This window comes from Pseudomonas azadiae, from assembly GCF_019145355.1.
GTDB classification, from domain to species: Bacteria; Pseudomonadota; Gammaproteobacteria; order Pseudomonadales; family Pseudomonadaceae; genus Aquipseudomonas; species Aquipseudomonas azadiae.
The window spans coordinates 3,356,996-3,376,694 of record NZ_JAHSTY010000001.1; the positions used below are offsets into that span (position 1 = coordinate 3,356,996).

Genomic DNA, 19,699 nt, shown 5'->3' on the forward strand with positions numbered 1-19,699 from the left:
GCTGGCTTGCCTGCGATAGGTCCATCTATCAGTACAAATCCACCGGATCCACATCCAGCGACCATCGCACCTGGCGGCCGCCGGGCATTTGCTCCAGAGCAAGTAACCAGCTGCTTAATAGCCGATGCAACGGCGCGCGGGAGGTGGCTTGCAAGAGTAGCTGGGCACGATAACGCCCGGCGCGGCGTTCCATAGGCGCGGGCACCGGGCCTAGCAGTTCGATGCCGGTCAGACCCAGTTCGCCAAGCAAACGTTCGGCGGCGCTGCACGCGTCATCCAGGAAACCTTCGGCCTGGCCTGGTTTGTGGGCTTCGGCGCGCAGCAGCGCCAGGTGGGAAAAAGGCGGCAGGCCGGCGGCGCGGCGTTCGCTCAGGGCCTGCTCGGCGAAGGCAAAGTAGCCTTGCTCTGTCAGCTGGATCAGCAGCGGGTGGTCGGCCAGGTGCGTCTGGATAATCACTCTGCCTGGCTCCTCGGCGCGGCCCGCGCGGCCGGCGACCTGCACGATCAGTTGCGCCATGCGTTCGCTGGCGCGGAAGTCCCCGGAGAACAGCCCGCCGTCGGCATCCAGGATCGACACCAGGGTTACTCGTGGGAAGTGATGCCCTTTGGCAAGCATCTGCGTGCCGATCAAGATGCACGGCTGGCCTTTCTGGATGGTGGCGAACAACTGGTTCATCGCGTCCTTGCGCGAGGTGCTGTCGCGGTCGACCCGCAGCACCGGGAAGTCCGGGAACAGAATGCCCAGGCGCTCTTCGGCGCGTTCGGTCCCTGCGCCGACCGGTCGCAGGTCAACTTTGCCGCACTGCGGGCAGTGGCGTGGTACCCGCTCCACATGGCCGCAGTGATGGCAGCGCAGCTCGCCGTGGCGCTGATGCACGGTCATGCGCGCGTCACAGCGCTCGCACTCGGACATCCAGCCGCAGTCGTGGCACAGCAGGGTCGGCGCAAAGCCCCTGCGGTTGAGGAACACCAGGACCTGTTGGCCGGCGGCAAGGGTCTGGCCGATGGCTTGCTGCATCGGGCCGGAAATACCGCTGTCCAGCGGGCGGCTCTTGACGTCCAGACGCAGGAAGCGTGGCTGCTTGGCGCCGCCAGCGCGTTCGTTGAGGCGCAGCAGGCCGTAGCGGCCGGTGTAGGCGTTGTGCAAGCTCTCAAGGGACGGCGTGGCCGAGCCCAGCACAATCGGAATGTCTTCCTGGCGTGCGCGCACCAGCGCCAGGTCGCGGGCGTGGTAGCGCAGGCCTTCCTGTTGCTTGTAGGACCCGTCGTGCTCCTCGTCGATGATGATCAGCCCGGGGTTTTTCATCGGCGTGAACAGTGCCGAGCGGGTGCCGATAATAATGTCGGCCTCGCCATCGCGCGCGGCCAGCCAGGATTCCAGGCGTTCGCGGTCGTTGACCGCCGAGTGCACCAACGCGATGCGCGCGTTGAAGCGTTGTTCGAAACGCGCCAGGGTTTGCGGGCCCAGGTTGATCTCGGGGATCAGCACCAGGGCTTGTTTGCCGGCCTGCAGGGTTTCGCGGATCAATTGCAAATAGACTTCGGTCTTGCCGCTGCCGGTGACGCCAGCCAGCAGGAAGGCGTGGAAACTGTCGAAGCCGGCGCGAATCGCCTCATAGGCGGCGCGTTGTTCGGGGTTCAGCGGCAATTCCGGCTGGGCCAGCCAATGTTCGTGGCGTGGGTCGGGGGCGTGCTTGCGGATTTCCACCTGCACCAGGCCCTTGGCCAGCAGCAGGTCAAGGCTGTCTTTGCTCAGCATCAGCTTGCTCAAGAGCTGATGCGCCACGCCGTGCGGGTGTTGGGCCAAGGTCGCCAGGGCTTCACGCTGGCGCGGCGCACGGGCGATGCGCGGGTCGTCGAGGCGTGCGCCGGGCACCGTCGACCAGAAGCGCTCCTGGCGTGCCTCGGCCAGCTCGCCCTGGCGCAACAGCACCGGCAGTGCCCAGCTCAAGGTATCGCCCAGGCTGTGCTGGTAATACTGCGCGGTCCACAGGCACAGCTTGAACAGTGCGGGCGGCAGCGGCGGGGTGGCATCGAGCATGGCCAGGGCGGGCTTGAGTTTGTCCGCGGGCACTTCGCTATGGTCGGCGACTTCCACCAGGATGCCGATCATTTCCCTGCGCCCGAACGGCACGCGCACGCGCATGCCGGGCTGCAACTGCGCGCGCAGCACGCCGGCCGGGGCCCGGTAGTCGAACAGGCGGCGCAGGGGCGAGGGCAGGGCTAGGCGCAAAATGGCGTCGGGCACACGAAGTCTCATCTATAAAGGCAGGCGGTGGTGCAGGGGCGCGAGCCTAGCAGACCGGCGGTGGGGGTGTCCTGTCTGTGGTGTGGGAATGACGCTGTCGGGATACGGCGCAGTTCCTGTGGGAGCCGGGCTTGCGCGCGATGGCGGCGCATCAGTCGCCAGAGAGGTTGATGGCCCACCGCCATCGCGGGCAAGCCCGCTCCCACAGGAACTATGGTGTGCCAAGATTTTCTGATGAAAGGAGGTCTTGGGCCGTCCCCGCCGCTTGCGCGTTTAAAAAGGTCTGGTAGAATCCGCGGCCTAATTACGTGCGGTATTCGACAATAGTGTCGAGTGGCGGCACGCTAGCCCGAGGAAGTGCCATGAAAGCCGATATCCATCCAGCGTACGAAACCATCGAAGTCACCTGCAGCTGCGGCAACAAGTTCGAAACCCGTTCGAACCTGTGCAAGCCACTGGGTACTGACGTATGCAACGAGTGCCACCCGTTCTACACCGGTAAGCAGAAAACTCTGGACACCGGCGGCCGTGTACAGCGCTTCGCAGATCGCTTTGGTGCTTTCGGCAAGAAGCCTGCTGCTACTCCAGCAGAGTAAGGCTCAAAAGCCTTATGGGCTTTTGCCAGCTGTTGAAAAAGGCGTCCCTTGCGGGCGCCTTTTTTATGCCTGGGATTTGGCTGGCGACCGCCCACGCCGAGGTGTTTTGCCCGGCGCCGGCGTCCGTGGCCCGCGTCGAGGTTCAGCGCGTGGTGGATGGCGACACGCTGCGCCTGAAGGATGGCCGCGGTGTGCGGATGATCGGCCTCAACGCCCCGGAGACCGGCAAGCGAGGCCGTCCTGACGAGCCCTACGCCATCGCTGCCCGCCAGCGTCTGCAGGTATTGGTGGATGCCAGCGATGGTCGCGTCGGCCTGGTGCCTGGGCGCGAGAGCAAGGACCGCTACGGCCGCACGCTGGCCCACCTTTACGCTGCCAACGGTGAAAACCTCGAAGCGCAACTGCTCGCTGAAGGCCTTGGTTATCAGGTGGGCGTCGCGCCCAATGTCGACCTCGTCGCCTGCCAGCAGGCCGCTGAAAACAGCGCCCGGCACGCACGGTTGGGCCTCTGGCGGCAATCCCCGGTGCAGGACGCGGCGCAACTCAACCAGTCCGGCTTCGCCCTGGTCAGCGGCCGTGTGAGCAAGATCGAACGCAACCGAGGTGGCATCTGGATCCAACTGCAGGGCGCACTGGTATTACGCATTGCGCCCGACCTCGTCCGCCAATTCGACTCCGCACTGCTCAATGGTCTGCCAGGCAAGACAATCGAAGCACGCGGCTGGGTGCAGGACCGCGCCCGGCGTGGCGGCCGGAAAAGCGATCAGGCGCGTTGGTTGCTGCCGTTGACCGACCCCGGCATGCTCAAATCGACTGATTGATAAAAAATTGTAGACATTTTTTTATTTGATTGTGAACAGTTGAGCCCTTGTATCCCGTGGCCTTAGACCAAAGTACGGCTCTTTGGGGCCTTGACACCTGTGACTGCCCAGTCTTGTAGGGACTTTGCGACACGCGTATCCTCGGCGGTCCGTCGACCAACAGTAAAAGCGGAATGCCGATATGTCTGATTTGAAAACTGCCGCTCTCGAATATCATGCCCATCCTCGTCCAGGAAAGCTGAGTGTAGAGCTCACCAAGGCCACTGCCACCGCCCGCGACCTGTCGCTGGCCTACAGCCCTGGTGTTGCCGAGCCCGTACGTGAAATCGCCCGCGACCCCGAACTGGCGTACAAGTACACCGGCAAAGGCAACCTGGTTGCAGTGATTTCCGATGGCACCGCGATCCTGGGCCTGGGTAACCTCGGTCCATTGGCCTCCAAGCCGGTCATGGAAGGTAAAGGCGTGCTGTTCAAGCGCTTCGCCGGCATCGACGTTTTCGACATCGAAGTCGACTCCGAAAGCCCGCAGGCCTTCATCGACACGGTCAAACGCATTTCCATCACCTTCGGTGGCATCAACCTGGAAGACATCAAGGCACCTGAGTGCTTCGAGATCGAAAAGGCCCTGATCGAACAGTGCGACATTCCGGTATTCCACGATGACCAGCACGGCACCGCGATCGTTACCGCGGCCGGCATGATCAACGCCCTGGAAATCGCCGGCAAGACCCTGGCTGACGCCAAGATCGTCTGCCTGGGCGCTGGCGCCGCGGCCATCTCCTGCATGAAGCTGATCGTGAGCATGGGCGCGAAGCTGGAAAACATCTACATGGTCGACAGCAAGGGCGTGATCCAGTCCGAGCGTACCGACTTGAACCAGTACAAGGCGATGTTTGCCCACCCGTCGTCCAAGCGCACCCTGGCTGATGCACTTGACGGTGCGGACGTGTTCGTCGGCCTGTCCGGCCCGAACCTGCTGAGCGCCGAAGGCCTCAAGTCCATGGCGGCCAACCCGATCGTGTTCGCCTGCTCCAACCCGGACCCGGAGATCTCGCCGGAACTGGCGCACGCCACGCGCAACGACGTGATCATGGCCACTGGCCGTTCGGACTACCCGAACCAGGTCAACAATGTGCTGGGCTTCCCGTTCATCTTCCGTGGCGCCCTGGACGTTCGCGCCAAGCGCATCAACGAAGAGATGAAAGTAGCGGCCGCCAACGCCCTGCGTGAACTGGCCAAGCTGCCGGTGCCACAGGACGTGTGCGATGCCTACGGTGGTGCCAAGCTGGAATTTGGTCGTGAGTACATCATTCCCAAGCCGATGGATAAGCGCCTGATCACCCTGATCTCCGATGCCGTGGCCAAAGCCGCCATCGAGACGGGCGTGGCCACCCTGCCGTATCCGAAGAACTACCCGCTGCAAAGCGTGGATGATGTGTTCAACGGCTAAGCCTGCGTAGCGCACCCACAAAAAAGCCCCGGCTCTCGCGAGTCGGGGCTTTTTGTTGGCTGTTAATTCAGGGCTTGTGAAGATCAAAATGTGGGAGCGGGCTTGCTCGCGAATGCGGTGGGACAGTCACCAGATTTATTGACTGATATCCCGCATTCGCGAGCAAGCCCGCTCCCACATGGGGTCTGTGTTGGGACCCAGATTGCGTCAGAACAGGTCGATCGGCGCCGCCTCATCCGCCGGCAGCGGGCTGCCCGGCGCAACACCATTGCCCAACTCGTTGACCGACGGCGGTGTGTCTTCGCTCTTGAACAGCTCGAAGTACGCATTCGGCGTGCTGGGCGAGGCCGCGCGGCCACTGATCGGGTCGATGCGCAGGCTGAGGATGCCTTCCGGCTCCGGTTGGGTGTGCAGTGGTTTGTCCTTCAAGGCAGCGCCCATGTAGCTCATCCAGATCGGCAGCGCGACGGTGCCACCAAATTCGCGGCGGCCCAGGCTTTCCGGTTGGTCGTAGCCGGTCCATACGGTTGTCACATAGTCGGCGTTGTAGCCAGAGAACCAGGCATCCTTGGATTCGTTGGTGGTACCGGTCTTGCCGGCGATATCCGCGCGGCCAAGGGCCATAGCGCGGCGACCGGTGCCCTTCTTGATCACGTCTTCAAGGATGCTGTTGAGGATGTAGGTGGTACGGCCATCCACGATGCGCTCGGCCACGGCGGGCGTCTGTGATTCAGTAGCGGCAGCGTTGGCGGCCGGCGCAGCGCCCGGGTTTGGCTCGATGGTGATGCCGCCATTGCTCGGTGCCGCCAGGCCGTCGGTTGCCGCCACACCGTTGACCACGTCACCCGGCACGCGTGGCGGGTTGGCGGTGAACAGGGTGTCGCCGTTGCGGCTTTCGATCTTGTCGATCAGGTACGGCGCGATCTTGTAGCCGCCGTTGGCAAAGGTGCTCCAGCCGGTGGCGATTTCCATCGGCGTGAGTGTCGCGGTGCCCAGCGCCAGGGACAGGTTTGGCGGCAGGTCCGACTTGGCGAAGCCAAAGCGCGTCATGTAATCGATGGTCTTGCCCACGCCCATCGCCTGCAGCAGGCGGATCGACACCAGGTTGCGCGACTTGTACAGCGCCTCGCGGATGCGGATCGGGCCGAGGAAGGTATTGGTGTCGTTCTTCGGACGCCAGACCTTGTCCAGGTACTCGTCGACAAACACGATCGGTGCATCGTTGACCAGGCTGGCGGCGGTGTAGCCGTTATCCAGCGCGGCGCTGTAAATGAACGGCTTGAAGCTCGACCCGGGCTGGCGCTTGGCCTGGATGGCACGGTTGTAGTTGCTTTGCTCGAACGCGAAACCGCCGACCAACGCGCGAATGGCACCGTTCTGCGGGTCCAGGGACACCAGGGCGCCCTGAGCCAACGGTACCTGGCTGAATTTGAGGCTGTCATCCTTCTGGCGTTGCACGCGGACCAAGTCACCCACCTGCGCCACGTCCGATGGCTGCTTGGGCATCGGGCCCATGCTGTTGGTGTTCAGGAACGGGCGTGCCCATTTCATGCTGTCCCACGCCACATGGGCTTCACCGGTGCGGGTCAGCACCTGCAGGCCGTCTTTCTGAACCTGGGTGACGATGGCCGGCTCCAGGCCGCTGATCGTGCGTTGCTTGCCCAGCTCGGTGGTCCAGGCGCTCAGGGTCTTGCCCGGCAGGCGCGATTCAGGGCCGCGGTAGCCGTGGCGCTGGTCGTAAGTGATCAGGCCGGAATGCACCGCCTCGTTGGCGATTTCCTGCAGGTCGCTGGGCACGGTGGTGGTGACACGAAAGCCCTCGGTGTACGCCTCGCTGCCGTAGCGGCCGACCATCTCGGCGCGCGCCATTTCAGCGATGTAGGGGGCGTTCACTTCCGGCGTCGGTACGTGGTAGCTGGCGTTCAGCGGTTCGGCAACGGCGCTTTCGTAAGCGGCCTGGTCGATCTTGCCCAGCTTGTACATGCGCCCCAGGATCCAGTCGCGGCGTTCTTTGCTGCGTGCCGGGTTGGCCAGCGGGTTGAAGCGTGAAGGGGCCTTGGGCAGGCCGGCAATCATGGCCATTTGCGCCAGGCTGGCGTCGCGAATGGACTTGCCATAGTAGACCTGTGACGCCGCTTCGATCCCGTAGGCGCGGTTGCCCAGGTAGATCTTGTTGACGTACAGCTCGAGGATTTCGTCCTTGGTCAACTGGCGTTCGATCTGCAGCGCCAGGAGGATCTCGGTGGCCTTGCGTGAAAAACTGCGCTCGCTGGTGAGAAAGAAGTTCTTCGCCACCTGCATGGTGATGGTGCTGCCGCCGGATTGAATGTGTCCGCTTTTTACCAATTGTGTGGCCGCACGCACCAGGCTGCTGGGATCGACGCCATAGTGGTTGGCAAAATTATCGTCTTCGGCCGAGAGCAGGGCGCTGATGAAATTGGGTGGAATGTCGGCAAAACGGATCGGTGTGCGGCGCATTTCGCCGAACTCCGCGATCAGTTTTTCATCGCTGCTGTAGACCCGCAAAGGAATCTGCAACTGGATACTTCTAAGGGCCTCTACGGAGGGCAAACCCGGACTAAGGTAGAGGTAGGCCCCGCTGAACACGAGCAGCAGCCCGCAAACGATGGCGACAATGGAGTACCCGAAAAACTTCAGCAGACGAATCAAGGCTTTTGGATTTCCAGAGAAAAGAATGGGTTAGGCGTCGGGGCGTGCATGGCAAACGATGGATCGACCCGAGCTGCAGATTAAAAGCGGGAAAAAGCGCTGGGCATTAAAGCATTTTTCAACTTCGGGCGTCATGGGCGCCTGCTCAACAAGTCGACCGAATGCATGGCACGCAGCGGCAATCAGGCGGTATGACCGACAAAGTTTTAGGGAGTTTTATGGGAAAGGGATTTTTCACCCGAAAAGCCGACACCCTGCTGGGCGTCGACATCAATGACACGATTATCCGGCTCGTCGAGCTGGGCCGTTCAGGCTCTGGTTATAACATCCAGGGTTATGTCACCCAGGCGTTGCCCAGCCGCGCAGTGGTCGACGGCACATTCCTTGATCTCGAAAGCGTTGGGCGTACGCTACGCAGTGCCTTGGAGCGGTTTTCGACATCGGTCCGTGGCGCTGCCGCTGCCGTGGCCGGGCCCTCGGTGATCACGCGGATGATCGAGATGGAGGCGGGTCTCACTGACGAAGAGATGGCCTGGATGATCCAGGTGGAGGCAGACCAATACGTTCCGTATCCGCTCGATGAAGTGGCCCTCGACTTTCAAGTGCGCGGGCCGGCGGCACTCGACCCAGGCCGTGTCGAGGTACTGCTCGCCGCGTGCCTGAAAGAACAGGTGGAGGCCCGCGAGGCGGTTCTGGCCCTGGCCGGGCTGGTGCCGAAGGTGGTTGATGTCGAAGCGTTTGCATTGGCGCGCGCTTGCGGTCAGGATTTCGCCAGCTTCACGCCGAGCCATCGAGTCGATGGTGCACAATGGGCCGTGGATGCCCAAGGGATGGGAATTGCTTGCGGGCTGGCCCTGAGGAGTTTCGCTTGAAGACACGAATCAACCTATTGCCTTGGCGCCAGGCGCTGGCAGAGCGGCGGCGCAAGTACCTGCTGGTGTGTTTGCTGGCATTCGTCAGCGCGGCACTCGCGGCTGTGTGGCTGGCGGACCAGGTGATCGACCAGGCCATTGACCGGCAGGTGGCCCGCAATGATCATCTGGGCAAAGACGTCAGCGGCCTTGACTCACGCATCAGGACCATCGACGACTTGCAGGAGCAAAGCCAGCAATTGGCGCAACGCATGAAAGGCGTGCAAGACCTGCACGATGCCCGTTCGTCCGGTGCGCAACTGTTGGATCAGCTGGCACGCGCGGTCCCCGACGGCGTACACCTGCACGAAGTGGTCGCGAAGGGCGACACGGTAAGTATCAGCGGCAGCGCTGAATCCAGCCAGGATATCGCTCAGTTGATGCGCCGCCTGGAAGCCGCGCAAGGCCCTCATTCCACACGATTGCAGCACGTTCGGACGGAAGGCGCGCGCGGCAATAATGAGTTCCAGTTGATGGTGCGTCAGGGAGAGGCTTCCGAGGCTCAACCATGAGCCTGCTTCCAAGGCTCAACTTTTCCGCGCTCACTTACAACGCTGCACAATGGCCACTGCCCGGCAAGGCCCTGTTGGGCTGCGCGCTGGCTGGCCTAGTGTTCGTGGTGGGTGACCTTGCTTACCTGGGCCCGTCGCGGCAGCGGTTACAACACGTCCAGGCGCAGGAAGTGGCTCTGCAGCAGCAAATCGCTCACAAGGCCCCCCAGGCCGCCAGCCTGGAGAAGCGCACCCGTCAGCTTGAGCTTATGCAGGCGGAGGCTGACGCGCTTTTGCATACGTTGCCGGGCAAGTCCGAAATGCCAGGCTTGCTGGAAGACATCTCGCGCCTGGCACTCGCCAATGGATTGCTGGTTGAGAGCGTCACCCCGTTGGATGCGCAGCCTCGGCTGTTCTTTTACGAGCAGCCTGTGCAGGTTGGCGTCACGGGGGGTTATCACGATCTGGCCATGTTCCTGAGTAGCCTGGGCGGTCTGTCGCGAATCGCTACCGTGCATGATGTCGCCCTGCGGCGTGATGGCAAGCTGTTGCGCCTTGACCTGCTGGCCAAGACCTATTGGCATGCGCAGGCGGGAGGGCGGGGCGGACAGGTCGCGCAAGGGCAGCCTTTTGTCTACGACTCATCCGGGCTGCGTGATCCCTTCCAACTGCTTGCGGTTCAGGTCGACCACTTGCCGGGGCGGCCTGCCGGTGCGCCGGACCTCACCCGGCCCCGGGGAATCCTGGAACGCCTTGCAGTGGACCAGTTCGAAATGGTCGGCACGTTGTCCCGCGGGCTGCAGGCGTTCGCCTTGCTGCGTGCATCCTCCAAGGTGCATCGCCTGGCCATCGGTGATTACCTGGGGCCGGACCATGGCCGCGTCACCGCCATCCATGAGCGCTCCATAGAACTGGTGGAGCTGTTTCCCGATGGCCAGGGCGCGTGGCGGGAACGTCCGCGCACACTGGTGTTAAACGTCAACTCATAACGGAATCAAACAATGAAAAGGACTTTTTCGTCCTTCGGTGTGGCGCTATGGATAGCGTTCATGGCACCGATGGCTGTTGCTGTGCCCAACCGCGTGGATCTGATCCAGTTGCCACCCCCCGGTAACGCCACGTTAAACGCCTACACAGGCGACAAGCTCAACCTCAACTTCCAGAGCATCGAACTGCGCGCTGCGTTGCAGCAAATTGCCGATGTGGCGGGCCTCAACCTGGTTGCGAGCGACGATGTGCAGGGTTCGATCACCCTGCGCCTCAAGGACGTGCCCTGGGACCAGGCGCTGGACCTTGTGCTGCAGGCCAAAGGCCTGGATAAACGCCTGAAGGCTGGCGTGCTGCTGGTAGCGCCTGCCGAGGAACTGGCCGCGCGCGAGCTGCTGACGCTGGAGTCGCGCAAGCAAATGGCCGAACTGGCGCCGCTGCGTCGGGAGCTGTTGCAAGTCAATTACGCCAAGGCGGCCGACCTGGCCAAGTTGTTCCAGTCGGTCACGGGCCTTGAAGGCGTGACCGATGAGCGCGGCTCGGTGGCGGTCGATGATCGCACCAACAACATCATCGCCTACCAGACCGGGGAACGGCTGGAGGAGCTGCGTCGGATCGTGGCACAACTGGATATTCCGGTGCGCCAGGTGATGATCGAGGCGCGGATCGTCGAGGCCAATGTGGATTACGACAAAAGTCTGGGCGCCCGCTGGGGTGGGCGGCTCAACCGCGGCAACTGGGGCGCGGGCGGCATCGCCAAGCCCACGCCTGAGGGCGCTGAACCGCCGCAGAGCCCACCCAGTTCACCCTTTGTCGACCTGGGCTCGCTGACCGGCACCTCAGGGCTGGGCATCGCCTTCATCACCGACAACCTGCTGTTGGACCTGGAACTCACCGCCATGGAAAAAACCGGCAACGGTGAAATCGTCTCGCAACCCAAGGTGGTCACTTCCGACAAGGAAACCGCGCGCATCCTCAAGGGCACCGAGATTCCCTATCAGGAATCCAGCTCCAGTGGCGCCACCTCGGTGTCATTCAAGGAGGCCTCCTTGTCCCTGGAGGTGACCCCGCAAATCACACCAGACGACCGCGTGATCATGGAGGTCAAGGTTACCAAGGATGAGCCCGACTACCTGAACAAGCTCAACGATGTGCCGCCGATCAAGAAAAACGAGGTCAACGCCAAGGTCTTGGTCAAGGACGGCGAGACCATCGTCATCGGTGGCGTTTTCTCCAATACCCAAAGCAAAGTGGTAGATAAAGTGCCATTTTTAGGCGATGTGCCGTATCTTGGCCGCCTTTTCCGGCGCGATGTGCTGGCGGAGAAAAAATCCGAGCTGCTGGTATTCCTGACTCCGCGTATTATGAATAACCAGGCGATTGCTGTGAGTCGTTGATTCTGTGCGAAATTTGATTCTTGTAGGACCGATGGGGGCTGGAAAAAGCACCATCGGCCGTTTGCTGGCCAAAGAGCTGCGCCTGCCATTCAAAGATTCCGACAAGGAAATTGAATTGCGCACGGGTGCCAATATCCCATGGATCTTCGATAAGGAAGGCGAGCTGGGCTTTCGTGACCGCGAGCAGGCGATGATCGCTGAACTGTGCGGCTGCGATGGCGTGGTATTGGCCACGGGCGGTGGCGCAGTGATGCGTGACGAGAATCGGCGCGCGCTGCATGCCGGTGGTCGCGTAGTCTACCTGCATGCGTCGGTCGAGCAGCAGGTAGGCCGCACCGCCCGCGATCGCAATCGTCCGTTGCTGCGCACGGCCAACCCGGAGAAAACCTTGCGGGATCTGCTTGCGCTGCGTGATCCGCTGTATCGGGAAATCGCCGATCTGGTGGTGGAAACCGATGAGCGGCCACCTCGGATGGTGGTTCTCGACATTCTTGAGCGCCTGCAACGGCTGCAACCCCGTTAAAGCCAGGCCCGAAATGCGCTATTCTCGGCGGCGCGCTTTCACCCTAAGGGGTGTGGCGTAGAGCCATCAGGCAGCGTCGGAACCGACGTTACCGGTCGTCAATACATCTAACGCGGGGACACATGCAGACACTTAAGGTCGATCTAGGCGAGCGCAGCTACCCGATCCATATTGGCGAAGGCCTGCTGGACCAGCCAGAGTTGCTTGCCCCACATATTGCCGGTCGGCAAGTGGCGATCATCTCCAATGAAACGGTCGCGCCGCTGTATCTCGAGCGTCTGAGCCGCAGCCTGGCGGCCTACTCGGTGATCTCTGTGATCCTCCCGGACGGCGAAGCCCACAAGAACTGGGAAACCCTGCAACTGATCTTTGATGGCCTGCTGACCGCGCGCCATGACCGTCGCACCACCGTGATCGCCCTTGGCGGCGGTGTGATCGGCGACATGGCCGGCTTCGCAGCCGCCTGCTACCAGCGCGGCGTGGACTTTATCCAGGTGCCGACCACCTTGCTGTCCCAGGTTGATTCGTCGGTGGGCGGCAAGACCGGTATCAATCACCCGCTGGGCAAGAACATGGTCGGTGCGTTCTACCAGCCTCAAGCCGTGCTGATCGACACCGCGACCCTCAACACCCTGCCGCCGCGTGAGTTGTCGGCGGGCCTGGCCGAGGTCATCAAGTACGGGCTGATCTGCGACGAGCCGTTCCTGGCCTGGCTCGAAGAGCATGTGGATGCGCTGCGCAATCTCGACCAGGTGGCACTCACTGAAGCGATTTCGCGCTCCTGCGCCGCCAAGGCGCTGGTGGTGAATGCCGACGAGCGGGAGTCCGGCGTGCGGGCTACGTTGAACCTGGGCCACACCTTCGGCCATGCGATCGAAACCCATATGGGCTATGGTGTGTGGTTGCATGGAGAGGCCGTAGCGGCTGGCACGGTGATGGCACTGGAGATGTCCCAGCGCCTGGGCTGGATCAGCGCCCAGGAGCGGGATCGCGGCATCCGCCTGTTTCAGCGCGCCGGATTGCCGGTCATCCCGCCGGAGGCGATGACTGAGTCGGACTTCCTCGAACATATGGCGATAGACAAGAAAGTGATCGACGGTCGACTGCGACTGGTGCTGCTGCGCCAAATGGGCGAAGCGGTAGTGACCGACGATTATCCGAAAGAGATTTTACAGGCCACGCTGGGAGCGGATTACCGCGCCCTGGCCCAGCTTAAAGGTTAACAAGACCCGATGACTAGTTTGCATGCCGACGAGGCGTTCCTCGGCCATTACCAGTTAAGCCATGACCCTTTTGCTCCACGGGTGCCTGGCTTCAAATTTTTCCCGGCCCAGCGCAAGCCGGTGCTCGGCCAGTTGCACCACCTTGCGCGCTACAGCCAGTTGCTGCTGGTCGTGACCGGGCCGTTGGGCAGCGGCAAGACCCTGCTGCGCCAGGCTCTGGTGGCCAGTACCAACAAGCAGTCGGTACAGAGCGTGGTGGTGTCGGCCCGTGGTGCCGGTGATGCGGCGGGCGTGTTGCGCCAGGTTGCACAGGCGCTGGACGTGGCCACTGCCGAGCCGAATGCGATCCTCAAGCAGGTTGTGCAACTGGGCCTGACCGGCCAGGAAGTCTACCTGCTGGTGGATGACGCCGAGCAGCTCGACGAGTCTGCCCTCGAAGCGCTGCTGGCGCTGGCGGCAGGCACCCCGGAAGGCCGTCCGCATGTGTTCCTGTTTGGCGAGTCATCGTTGATCGCCGATCTGGAGCAGATCAGCGGTGACCAGGAGTTGTTCCATGTCATTGAGTTGCAGCCGTACGAGGAGGAAGAAACCCGCGAATACCTGGCTCAACGCCTGGAAGGCGCAGGGGCGGGTATCGAACTTTTCTCCGCTCAACAGATCTCTGATATTCACGAAAGCGCAGGCGGCTGGCCTGGCAATATCAATCAGGTTGCCCGCGATGCCATGATCGAAGCCATGATTGCCAGCCGCACCGCGGTCAAGCGTCCAAAGATAGGGTTCACCATGCCTAAGAAACACGTATTGGCCATTTCCGCCGTCGTGGTGGTGGCTGTCGCCGCTGCCTGGTTGATCCCCGGCCGCAGCAAGGCGCCGACCACCGCTGGCGCGCCAACCGAACAGGCGCAGTTACCACTGGGCAAGCCCACGCCAAACGTCGAATTCGCCAATTCCGGCCAACCGACCAATCTGCCGATGGTCGGCCAGCCTGTGATGCGCGGCCCGCTCGCCGAAGAGGCCGGTGGTATTTCCGAAGGTGACGACGGCGTGCCGGTGGAAGGCTCCAGCGCTACACCGCCGACCGTGACCACCACCGCGCCACCTGCCGGCGTCCCTGCCGGTACGCCAGCAGCACCCGTTGCGCCAGTCGTCAAGCCGACTCCGACTCCGGCTCCGACGGTCGCCACTGCCAAGCCTGCTGCACCCGTGGCAAAGCCAGCGCCAGCTCCGGCCGCCAAGCCTGCTGAAAAACCCGCCGCCACCGTTGCCAAGGCCGGCGCTGCCGGTAGCAGCTGGTATGCCAGCCAGCCAACCGGTAACTTCGTGGTGCAGATCCTTGGCACCAGCTCTGAAGCCAATGCTCAGGCGTTCGTGAAAGAGCAGGGCGGCGAGTACCGATATTTCAAGAAAGTGCTCAACGGCAAGCCTCTCTACGTGATCACCTACGGCAACTTCCCCAGCCGCGCGGCAGCCGATTCCGCCATCAAGGCCTTGCCAGCGAAGGTTCAGGCTGGTAAACCTTGGCCTCGCACTGTTGCCAGCGTTCAACAAGAACTCGCAACAACTCGCTGAAGATCCGGCGGCCTTACCCAGGCCGCCCTCCCGGCACCTCAAAATACAAACCGCAAGTGCGTGCAGCTTCCTGGAAGCCGCGCGCCTTGCGGTGTCTGCGTCAAAGTAGCTTTTGAGTCGTAGCGGTCAGAATTAAAAAAGTTTTGACTAGCACAGCATATCGCTTTAAACCTTTCATAAATGCGACATAGATTTGCGACATTTCGTCGCTAAATTTGTGAGCGTCTGTGTCGGTGTGTACAATGACCTCCCTTTTGCCCCCGCTAAGCCGGCGTACGTTCGGCGTGGAAGGTAACCGGTTGAATTGAAAAGAAATTTGCCTCGATATAAGAGGCAGCCTGGTGAGAAAGTGTCTATGAAAGCAGGTCTGTACCAACCCGATGAATTCAAGGATAACTGTGGTTTCGGCCTGATAGCCCACATGCAGGGCGAGCCCAGTCATACCCTTTTGCAAACGGCCATCGAGGCCCTGACCTGCATGACCCACCGCGGTGGGATCAACGCCGACGGCAAGACCGGTGACGGTTGCGGCTTGCTGATTCAAAAGCCCGACCAGTTCCTGCGCGCTGTCGCCAAAGAGCACTTTGCGGTTGACCTGCCCAAGCAGTACGCCGTGGGCATGGTGTTTTTCAACCAGGACCCGGTAAAAGCCGAGGCCGCTCGCGAGCACATGAACCGCGAGATCGTCGCCGCCGGCCTGCAACTCGTCGGCTGGCGCAAAGTGCCGATCGACACCAGTGTGCTCGGCCGCCTGGCCCTGGAGCGCCTGCCGCAGATCGAACAGGTGTTCATCGCTGGCGACGGCCTGAGCGATCAGGACATGGCGATCAAGCTGTTCACCTCCCGTCGTCGTTCGTCGGTGTCCAATGCCGCCGACACCGAACACTACATCTGCAGCTTTTCCCACAAGACGATCATTTACAAAGGCCTGATGATGCCGGCGGACCTCACCGCCTTCTATCCGGACTTGAGCGATGAGCGCCTGCAGACCGCAATCTGCGTGTTCCACCAGCGCTTCTCCACCAACACCCTGCCGAAATGGCCATTGGCCCAGCCGTTCCGCTTCCTTGCCCACAACGGCGAGATCAACACCATCACCGGCAACCGCAACTGGGCCGTGGCCCGTCGCACCAAGTTCGCCAACGACCTGATGGACCTCGAAGAGCTCGGCCCGCTGGTTAACCGCGTAGGCTCCGACTCCTCAAGCATGGACAACATGCTCGAGTTGATGGTCACCGGCGGTATCGACCTGTTCCGTGGCGTGCGCATGATCATTCCGCCAGCGTGGCAAAACGTCGAAACCATGGACCCGGATCTGCGTGCGTTCTACGAGTACAACTCGATGCACATGGAACCGTGGGACGGCCCGGCTGGCGTGGTCATGACCGACGGTCGCTACGCCGTCTGCCTGCTCGACCGTAACGGTCTGCGCCCGGCGCGCTGGGTCACCACCACCAACGGTTTCATCACCCTCGCGTCGGAAATCGGTGTGTGGAACTACCAGCCTGAAGACGTCATCGCCAAAGGCCGTGTGGGCCCTGGGCAGATCCTCGCCGTGGACACCGAAACCGGGCAGATCCTCGACACCGACGCCATCGACAACCGCCTGAAGTCGCGTCACCCGTACAAGCAATGGCTGCGCAAGAACGCCCTGCGCATCCAGGCGACCATGGAAGACAACGACCACGGTTCGGCTTTCTACGACGTCGACCAGCTCAAGCAGTACATGAAGATGTACCAAGTCACGTTCGAAGAGCGCGACCAGGTGCTGCGTCCGCTCGGCGAGCAAGGCTACGAGGCGGTCGGCTCCATGGGCGACGATACGCCGATGGCCGTGCTGTCCCAGCGCGTGCGCACGCCGTACGACTATTTCCGCCAGCAGTTCGCCCAGGTGACCAACCCACCGATCGACCCGCTGCGCGAAGCCATCGTGATGTCGCTGGAAGTGTGCCTCGGTGCCGAGCGCAACATTTTCCAGGAATCGCCGGAGCATGCTTCGCGCGTAATCCTCAGCTCGCCGGTCATTTCTCCGGCCAAGTGGCGTTCGTTGATGACCCTGGAACGCCCAGGTTTCGAGCGGCAGATCATCGACCTGAACTACGACGAGAGCCTCGGCCTGGAAGCCGCCGTGCGCAACGTCGCCGACCAGGCCGAAGAAGCCGTGCGCGCCGGCCGTACCCAGATCGTGCTGACCGACCGCCACATTGCCCCGGGCAAGTTGCCGATCCACGCCTCGCTGGCCACCGGCGCGGTGCACCACCGCCTGACCGAAAAAGGCCTGCGCTGCGATTCCAACATCCTCGTGGAAACCGCCACGGCCCGCGATCCGCACCACTTCGCGGTGCTGATCGGTTTCGGCGCCTCGGCGGTCTACCCGTTCCTGGCCTACGAAGTGCTGGGCGACCTGATCCGCACCGGTGAAGTGCTGGGCGACCTCTACGAGGTGTTCAAGAACTACCGCAAGGGCATCACCAAGGGCTTGCTCAAGATCCTGTCGAAGATGGGCATCTCCACGGTTACGTCGTACCGCGGCGCTCAATTGTTCGAAGCCATCGGCCTGTCCGAAGAAGTCTGCGATTTGAGCTTTCGTGGCGTGCCGAGCCGTATCAAGGGTGCGCGTTTCGTCGACATCGAAGCCGAACAGAAAGCCCTGGCGGCCGAAGCCTGGAGCGCGCGCAAGCCGATCCAGCAAGGCGGCCTGCTCAAGTTTGTGCACGGTGGCGAATATCACGCCTACAACCCGGACGTGGTCAGCACCCTGCAAGCCGCCGTGCAGCAAGGCGACTATGCCAAGTTCAAGGTCTACACCGCGTTGGTGGATAACCGCCCGGTGTCGATGATCCGTGACCTGTTCAAGGTGAAAACCCTGGACACGCCACTGGCCATCAGCGAAATCGAGCCGCTGGAATCGATCCTCAAGCGCTTTGACTCCGCCGGTATTTCCCTGGGTGCCTTGTCGCCAGAGGCGCACGAAGCCCTCGCCGAAGCCATGAACCGCCTCGGTGCGCGTTCCAACTCCGGCGAAGGCGGCGAAGACCCGGCGCGCTACGGCACGCTCAAGAGCTCGAAGATCAAGCAGGTTGCCACCGGCCGTTTCGGTGTGACGCCGGAATACCTGGTCAATGCCGAAGTGCTGCAGATCAAGGTGGCCCAGGGCGCCAAGCCCGGCGAAGGCGGCCAGCTGCCAGGCGGCAAGGTCAACGGCCTGATCGCCAAGCTGCGTTACGCGGTGCCGGGCGTGACCCTGATTTCGCCGCCGCCGCACCACGACATTTATTCGATCGAAGACTTGTCGCAGCTGATTTTCGACCTCAAGCAAGTCAACCCGCAGGCTCTGGTCTCGGTGAAACTGGTGGCGGAAGCCGGCGTGGGCACCATCGCCGCCGGTGTGGCCAAGGCTTATGCCGACCTGATCACCATTTCCGGCTACGACGGCGGTACCGGCGCTTCGCCGCTGACCTCGATCAAGTACGCCGGCGCACCGTGGGAACTGGGCCTGGCCGAAACGCACCAGACCCTGCGCGGCAACGACCTGCGCGGCAAGGTCCGCGTGCAGACCGACGGCGGCCTGAAAACCGGCCTCGACGTGATCAAGGCCGCGATCCTCGGCGCCGAAAGCTTCGGCTTCGGCACCGCGCCGATGATCGCCCTGGGCTGCAAATACCTGCGCATCTGCCACCTGAACAACTGCGCCACCGGCGTCGCCACCCAGAACGAAAAGCTCCGTAAGGATCACTACATCGGCACCGTCGACATGGTGGTGAATTTCTTCACCTACGTCGCCGAAGAGACCCGTGAGTGGCTGGCCAGGTTGGGTGTGCGTTCGTTGGAAGAGCTGATCGGGCGTACCGATCTGCTGGAAATCCTCGAAGGCCAGACCGCCAAGCAGCAACACCTGGACCTGACGCCACTGTTGGGCAGCGATCACATCCCGGCCGACAAGCCGCAGTTCTGCCAGGTGGACCGCAACCCGCCGTTCGACAAAGGCTTGCTGGCCGAGAAGATGGTCGACATGGCCGGCTCGTCGATCAACGACGCCAGCGGTGGCGAATTCGCCCTGGATATCTGCAACTGCGACCGTTCCATCGGCGCCCGCGTCTCTGGCGAAATCGCGCGCAAGCACGGCAACCAGGGCATGGCGAAAGCGCCGATCACTTTCCGCTTCAAAGGCACCGCAGGCCAGAGCTTTGGCGTGTGGAACGCCGGCGGCCTGCACATGTACCTCGAAGGCGACGCCAACGACTACGTGGGCAAAGGCATGACCGGTGGCAAGCTGGTGATCGTTCCGCCTGCCGGCAGCGTCTACAAATCCCAGGAAAGCGCCATCATCGGCAACACCTGCTTGTACGGCGCCACCGGCGGCAAGCTGTTCGCCGCCGGCACTGCCGGTGAGCGCTTCGCCGTGCGTAACTCCGGTGCCCACACCGTGGTGGAAGGCACCGGCGATCACTGCTGCGAGTACATGACCGGTGGTTTTGTCGCGGTACTGGGCAAGACCGGTTACAACTTCGGCTCGGGCATGACCGGCGGTTTCGCCTACGTGCTCGACCAGGACAACACCTTCGTCGACAAGGTCAACCACGAGTTGGTCGAGATCCAGCGGATCAGCGGCGAAGCCATGGAATCCTACCGCAACCACTTGCAGCATGTGCTGGACGAATACGTCGAGGAAACCGGCAGCGAATGGGGGCGTAACCTCGCCGAAAACCTGGACGATTACCTGCGTCGTTTCTGGCTGGTCAAGCCCAAGGCTGCCAACCTGAAATCGTTGCTTTCCAGCATCCGTGCCAACCCGCAGTGATATGCGCCTGAA

Annotated in this window: 12 protein-coding genes and 1 pseudogene; 11 read left to right on the forward strand and 2 right to left on the reverse strand. The window is 62.2% G+C overall.

From position 1 onward, the window contains the following. Positions 1–28 precede the first annotated feature (28 nt). A complete protein-coding gene (locus KVG91_RS15275) occupies positions 29–2,248 on the reverse strand; it encodes a primosomal protein N' (RefSeq protein WP_169375912.1) in 2,220 nt (739 codons plus the stop codon). Between the two features lie 362 nt (positions 2,249–2,610). Between KVG91_RS15275 and rpmE the strand changes: the two genes are divergently transcribed. The 3 genes from rpmE to KVG91_RS15290 all read left to right on the forward strand — a co-directional run bounded on the left by rpmE (position 2,611) and on the right by KVG91_RS15290 (position 5,115). Continuing rightward, entirely contained in the window at positions 2,611–2,844 is a 234-nt protein-coding gene (gene rpmE, locus KVG91_RS15280; protein ID WP_005784030.1) for a 50S ribosomal protein L31, read from the forward strand. Positions 2,845–2,858: 14 nt separating this feature from the next. Beyond that, positions 2,859–3,665 carry a thermonuclease family protein gene (locus KVG91_RS15285; RefSeq protein WP_169375913.1) on the forward strand — a complete coding sequence of 269 codons (807 nt, stop codon included), beginning with the start codon at positions 2,859–2,861 and terminating at the stop codon, positions 3,663–3,665. A gap of 181 nt (positions 3,666–3,846) precedes the next feature. Continuing rightward, positions 3,847–5,115, forward strand: coding sequence for a malic enzyme-like NAD(P)-binding protein (locus KVG91_RS15290; protein ID WP_049710409.1), 1,269 nt, complete (start codon positions 3,847–3,849; stop codon positions 5,113–5,115). 207 nt (positions 5,116–5,322) lie between these two features. Here KVG91_RS15290 and KVG91_RS15295 read toward each other — a convergent pair whose 3' ends face one another. Then, entirely contained in the window at positions 5,323–7,782 is a 2,460-nt protein-coding gene (locus KVG91_RS15295; RefSeq protein WP_404822408.1) for a penicillin-binding protein 1A, read from the reverse strand. A gap of 221 nt (positions 7,783–8,003) precedes the next feature. Here KVG91_RS15295 and pilM point away from each other — a divergent pair, with 221 nt between their 5' ends. The 8 genes and pseudogenes from pilM to gltB all read left to right on the forward strand — a co-directional run bounded on the left by pilM (position 8,004) and on the right by gltB (position 19,687). Continuing rightward, the gene (pilM, locus tag KVG91_RS15300) at positions 8,004–8,657 is read left to right on the forward strand and encodes a type IV pilus assembly protein PilM (RefSeq protein ID WP_169375954.1); all 654 of its coding nucleotides are present in this window, start codon (positions 8,004–8,006) and stop codon (positions 8,655–8,657) included. After that, the gene (locus KVG91_RS15305; RefSeq protein ID WP_169375915.1) at positions 8,654–9,208 is read left to right on the forward strand and encodes a PilN domain-containing protein; all 555 of its coding nucleotides are present in this window, start codon (positions 8,654–8,656) and stop codon (positions 9,206–9,208) included. The genes pilM and KVG91_RS15305 overlap by 4 nt, the downstream gene beginning before the upstream one ends. After that, entirely contained in the window at positions 9,205–10,176 is a 972-nt protein-coding gene (locus KVG91_RS15310; protein WP_169375916.1) for a pilus assembly protein PilP, read from the forward strand. Before KVG91_RS15305 ends, KVG91_RS15310 begins: the two co-directional genes overlap by 4 nt. A gap of 138 nt (positions 10,177–10,314) precedes the next feature. After that, positions 10,315–11,571 (forward strand): annotated as a pseudogene (locus KVG91_RS15315) (type IV pilus secretin PilQ); the annotation flags it as partial. A 4-nt stretch (positions 11,572–11,575) separates the two neighbouring features. Further along, positions 11,576–12,094: a shikimate kinase AroK gene (aroK, locus tag KVG91_RS15320; RefSeq protein ID WP_076951749.1), complete on the forward strand. Its 519-nt coding sequence runs from the start codon at positions 11,576–11,578 to the stop codon at positions 12,092–12,094. A gap of 122 nt (positions 12,095–12,216) precedes the next feature. Next, positions 12,217–13,317 (forward strand): 3-dehydroquinate synthase, encoded by a 1,101-nt coding sequence (gene aroB, locus KVG91_RS15325; RefSeq protein ID WP_169375917.1) that lies wholly within the window; start codon positions 12,217–12,219, stop codon positions 13,315–13,317. A gap of 9 nt (positions 13,318–13,326) precedes the next feature. Further along, on the forward strand, positions 13,327–14,886 hold the full coding sequence (locus KVG91_RS15330; protein ID WP_169375918.1) for an SPOR domain-containing protein: 1,560 nt from the start codon (positions 13,327–13,329) through the stop codon (positions 14,884–14,886). A 355-nt stretch (positions 14,887–15,241) separates the two neighbouring features. Continuing rightward, positions 15,242–19,687, forward strand: a complete 4,446-nt coding sequence (gltB, locus tag KVG91_RS15335; RefSeq protein ID WP_169375919.1) for a glutamate synthase large subunit — start codon at positions 15,242–15,244, stop codon at positions 19,685–19,687. The last annotated feature ends 12 nt before the right edge of the window (positions 19,688–19,699 follow it).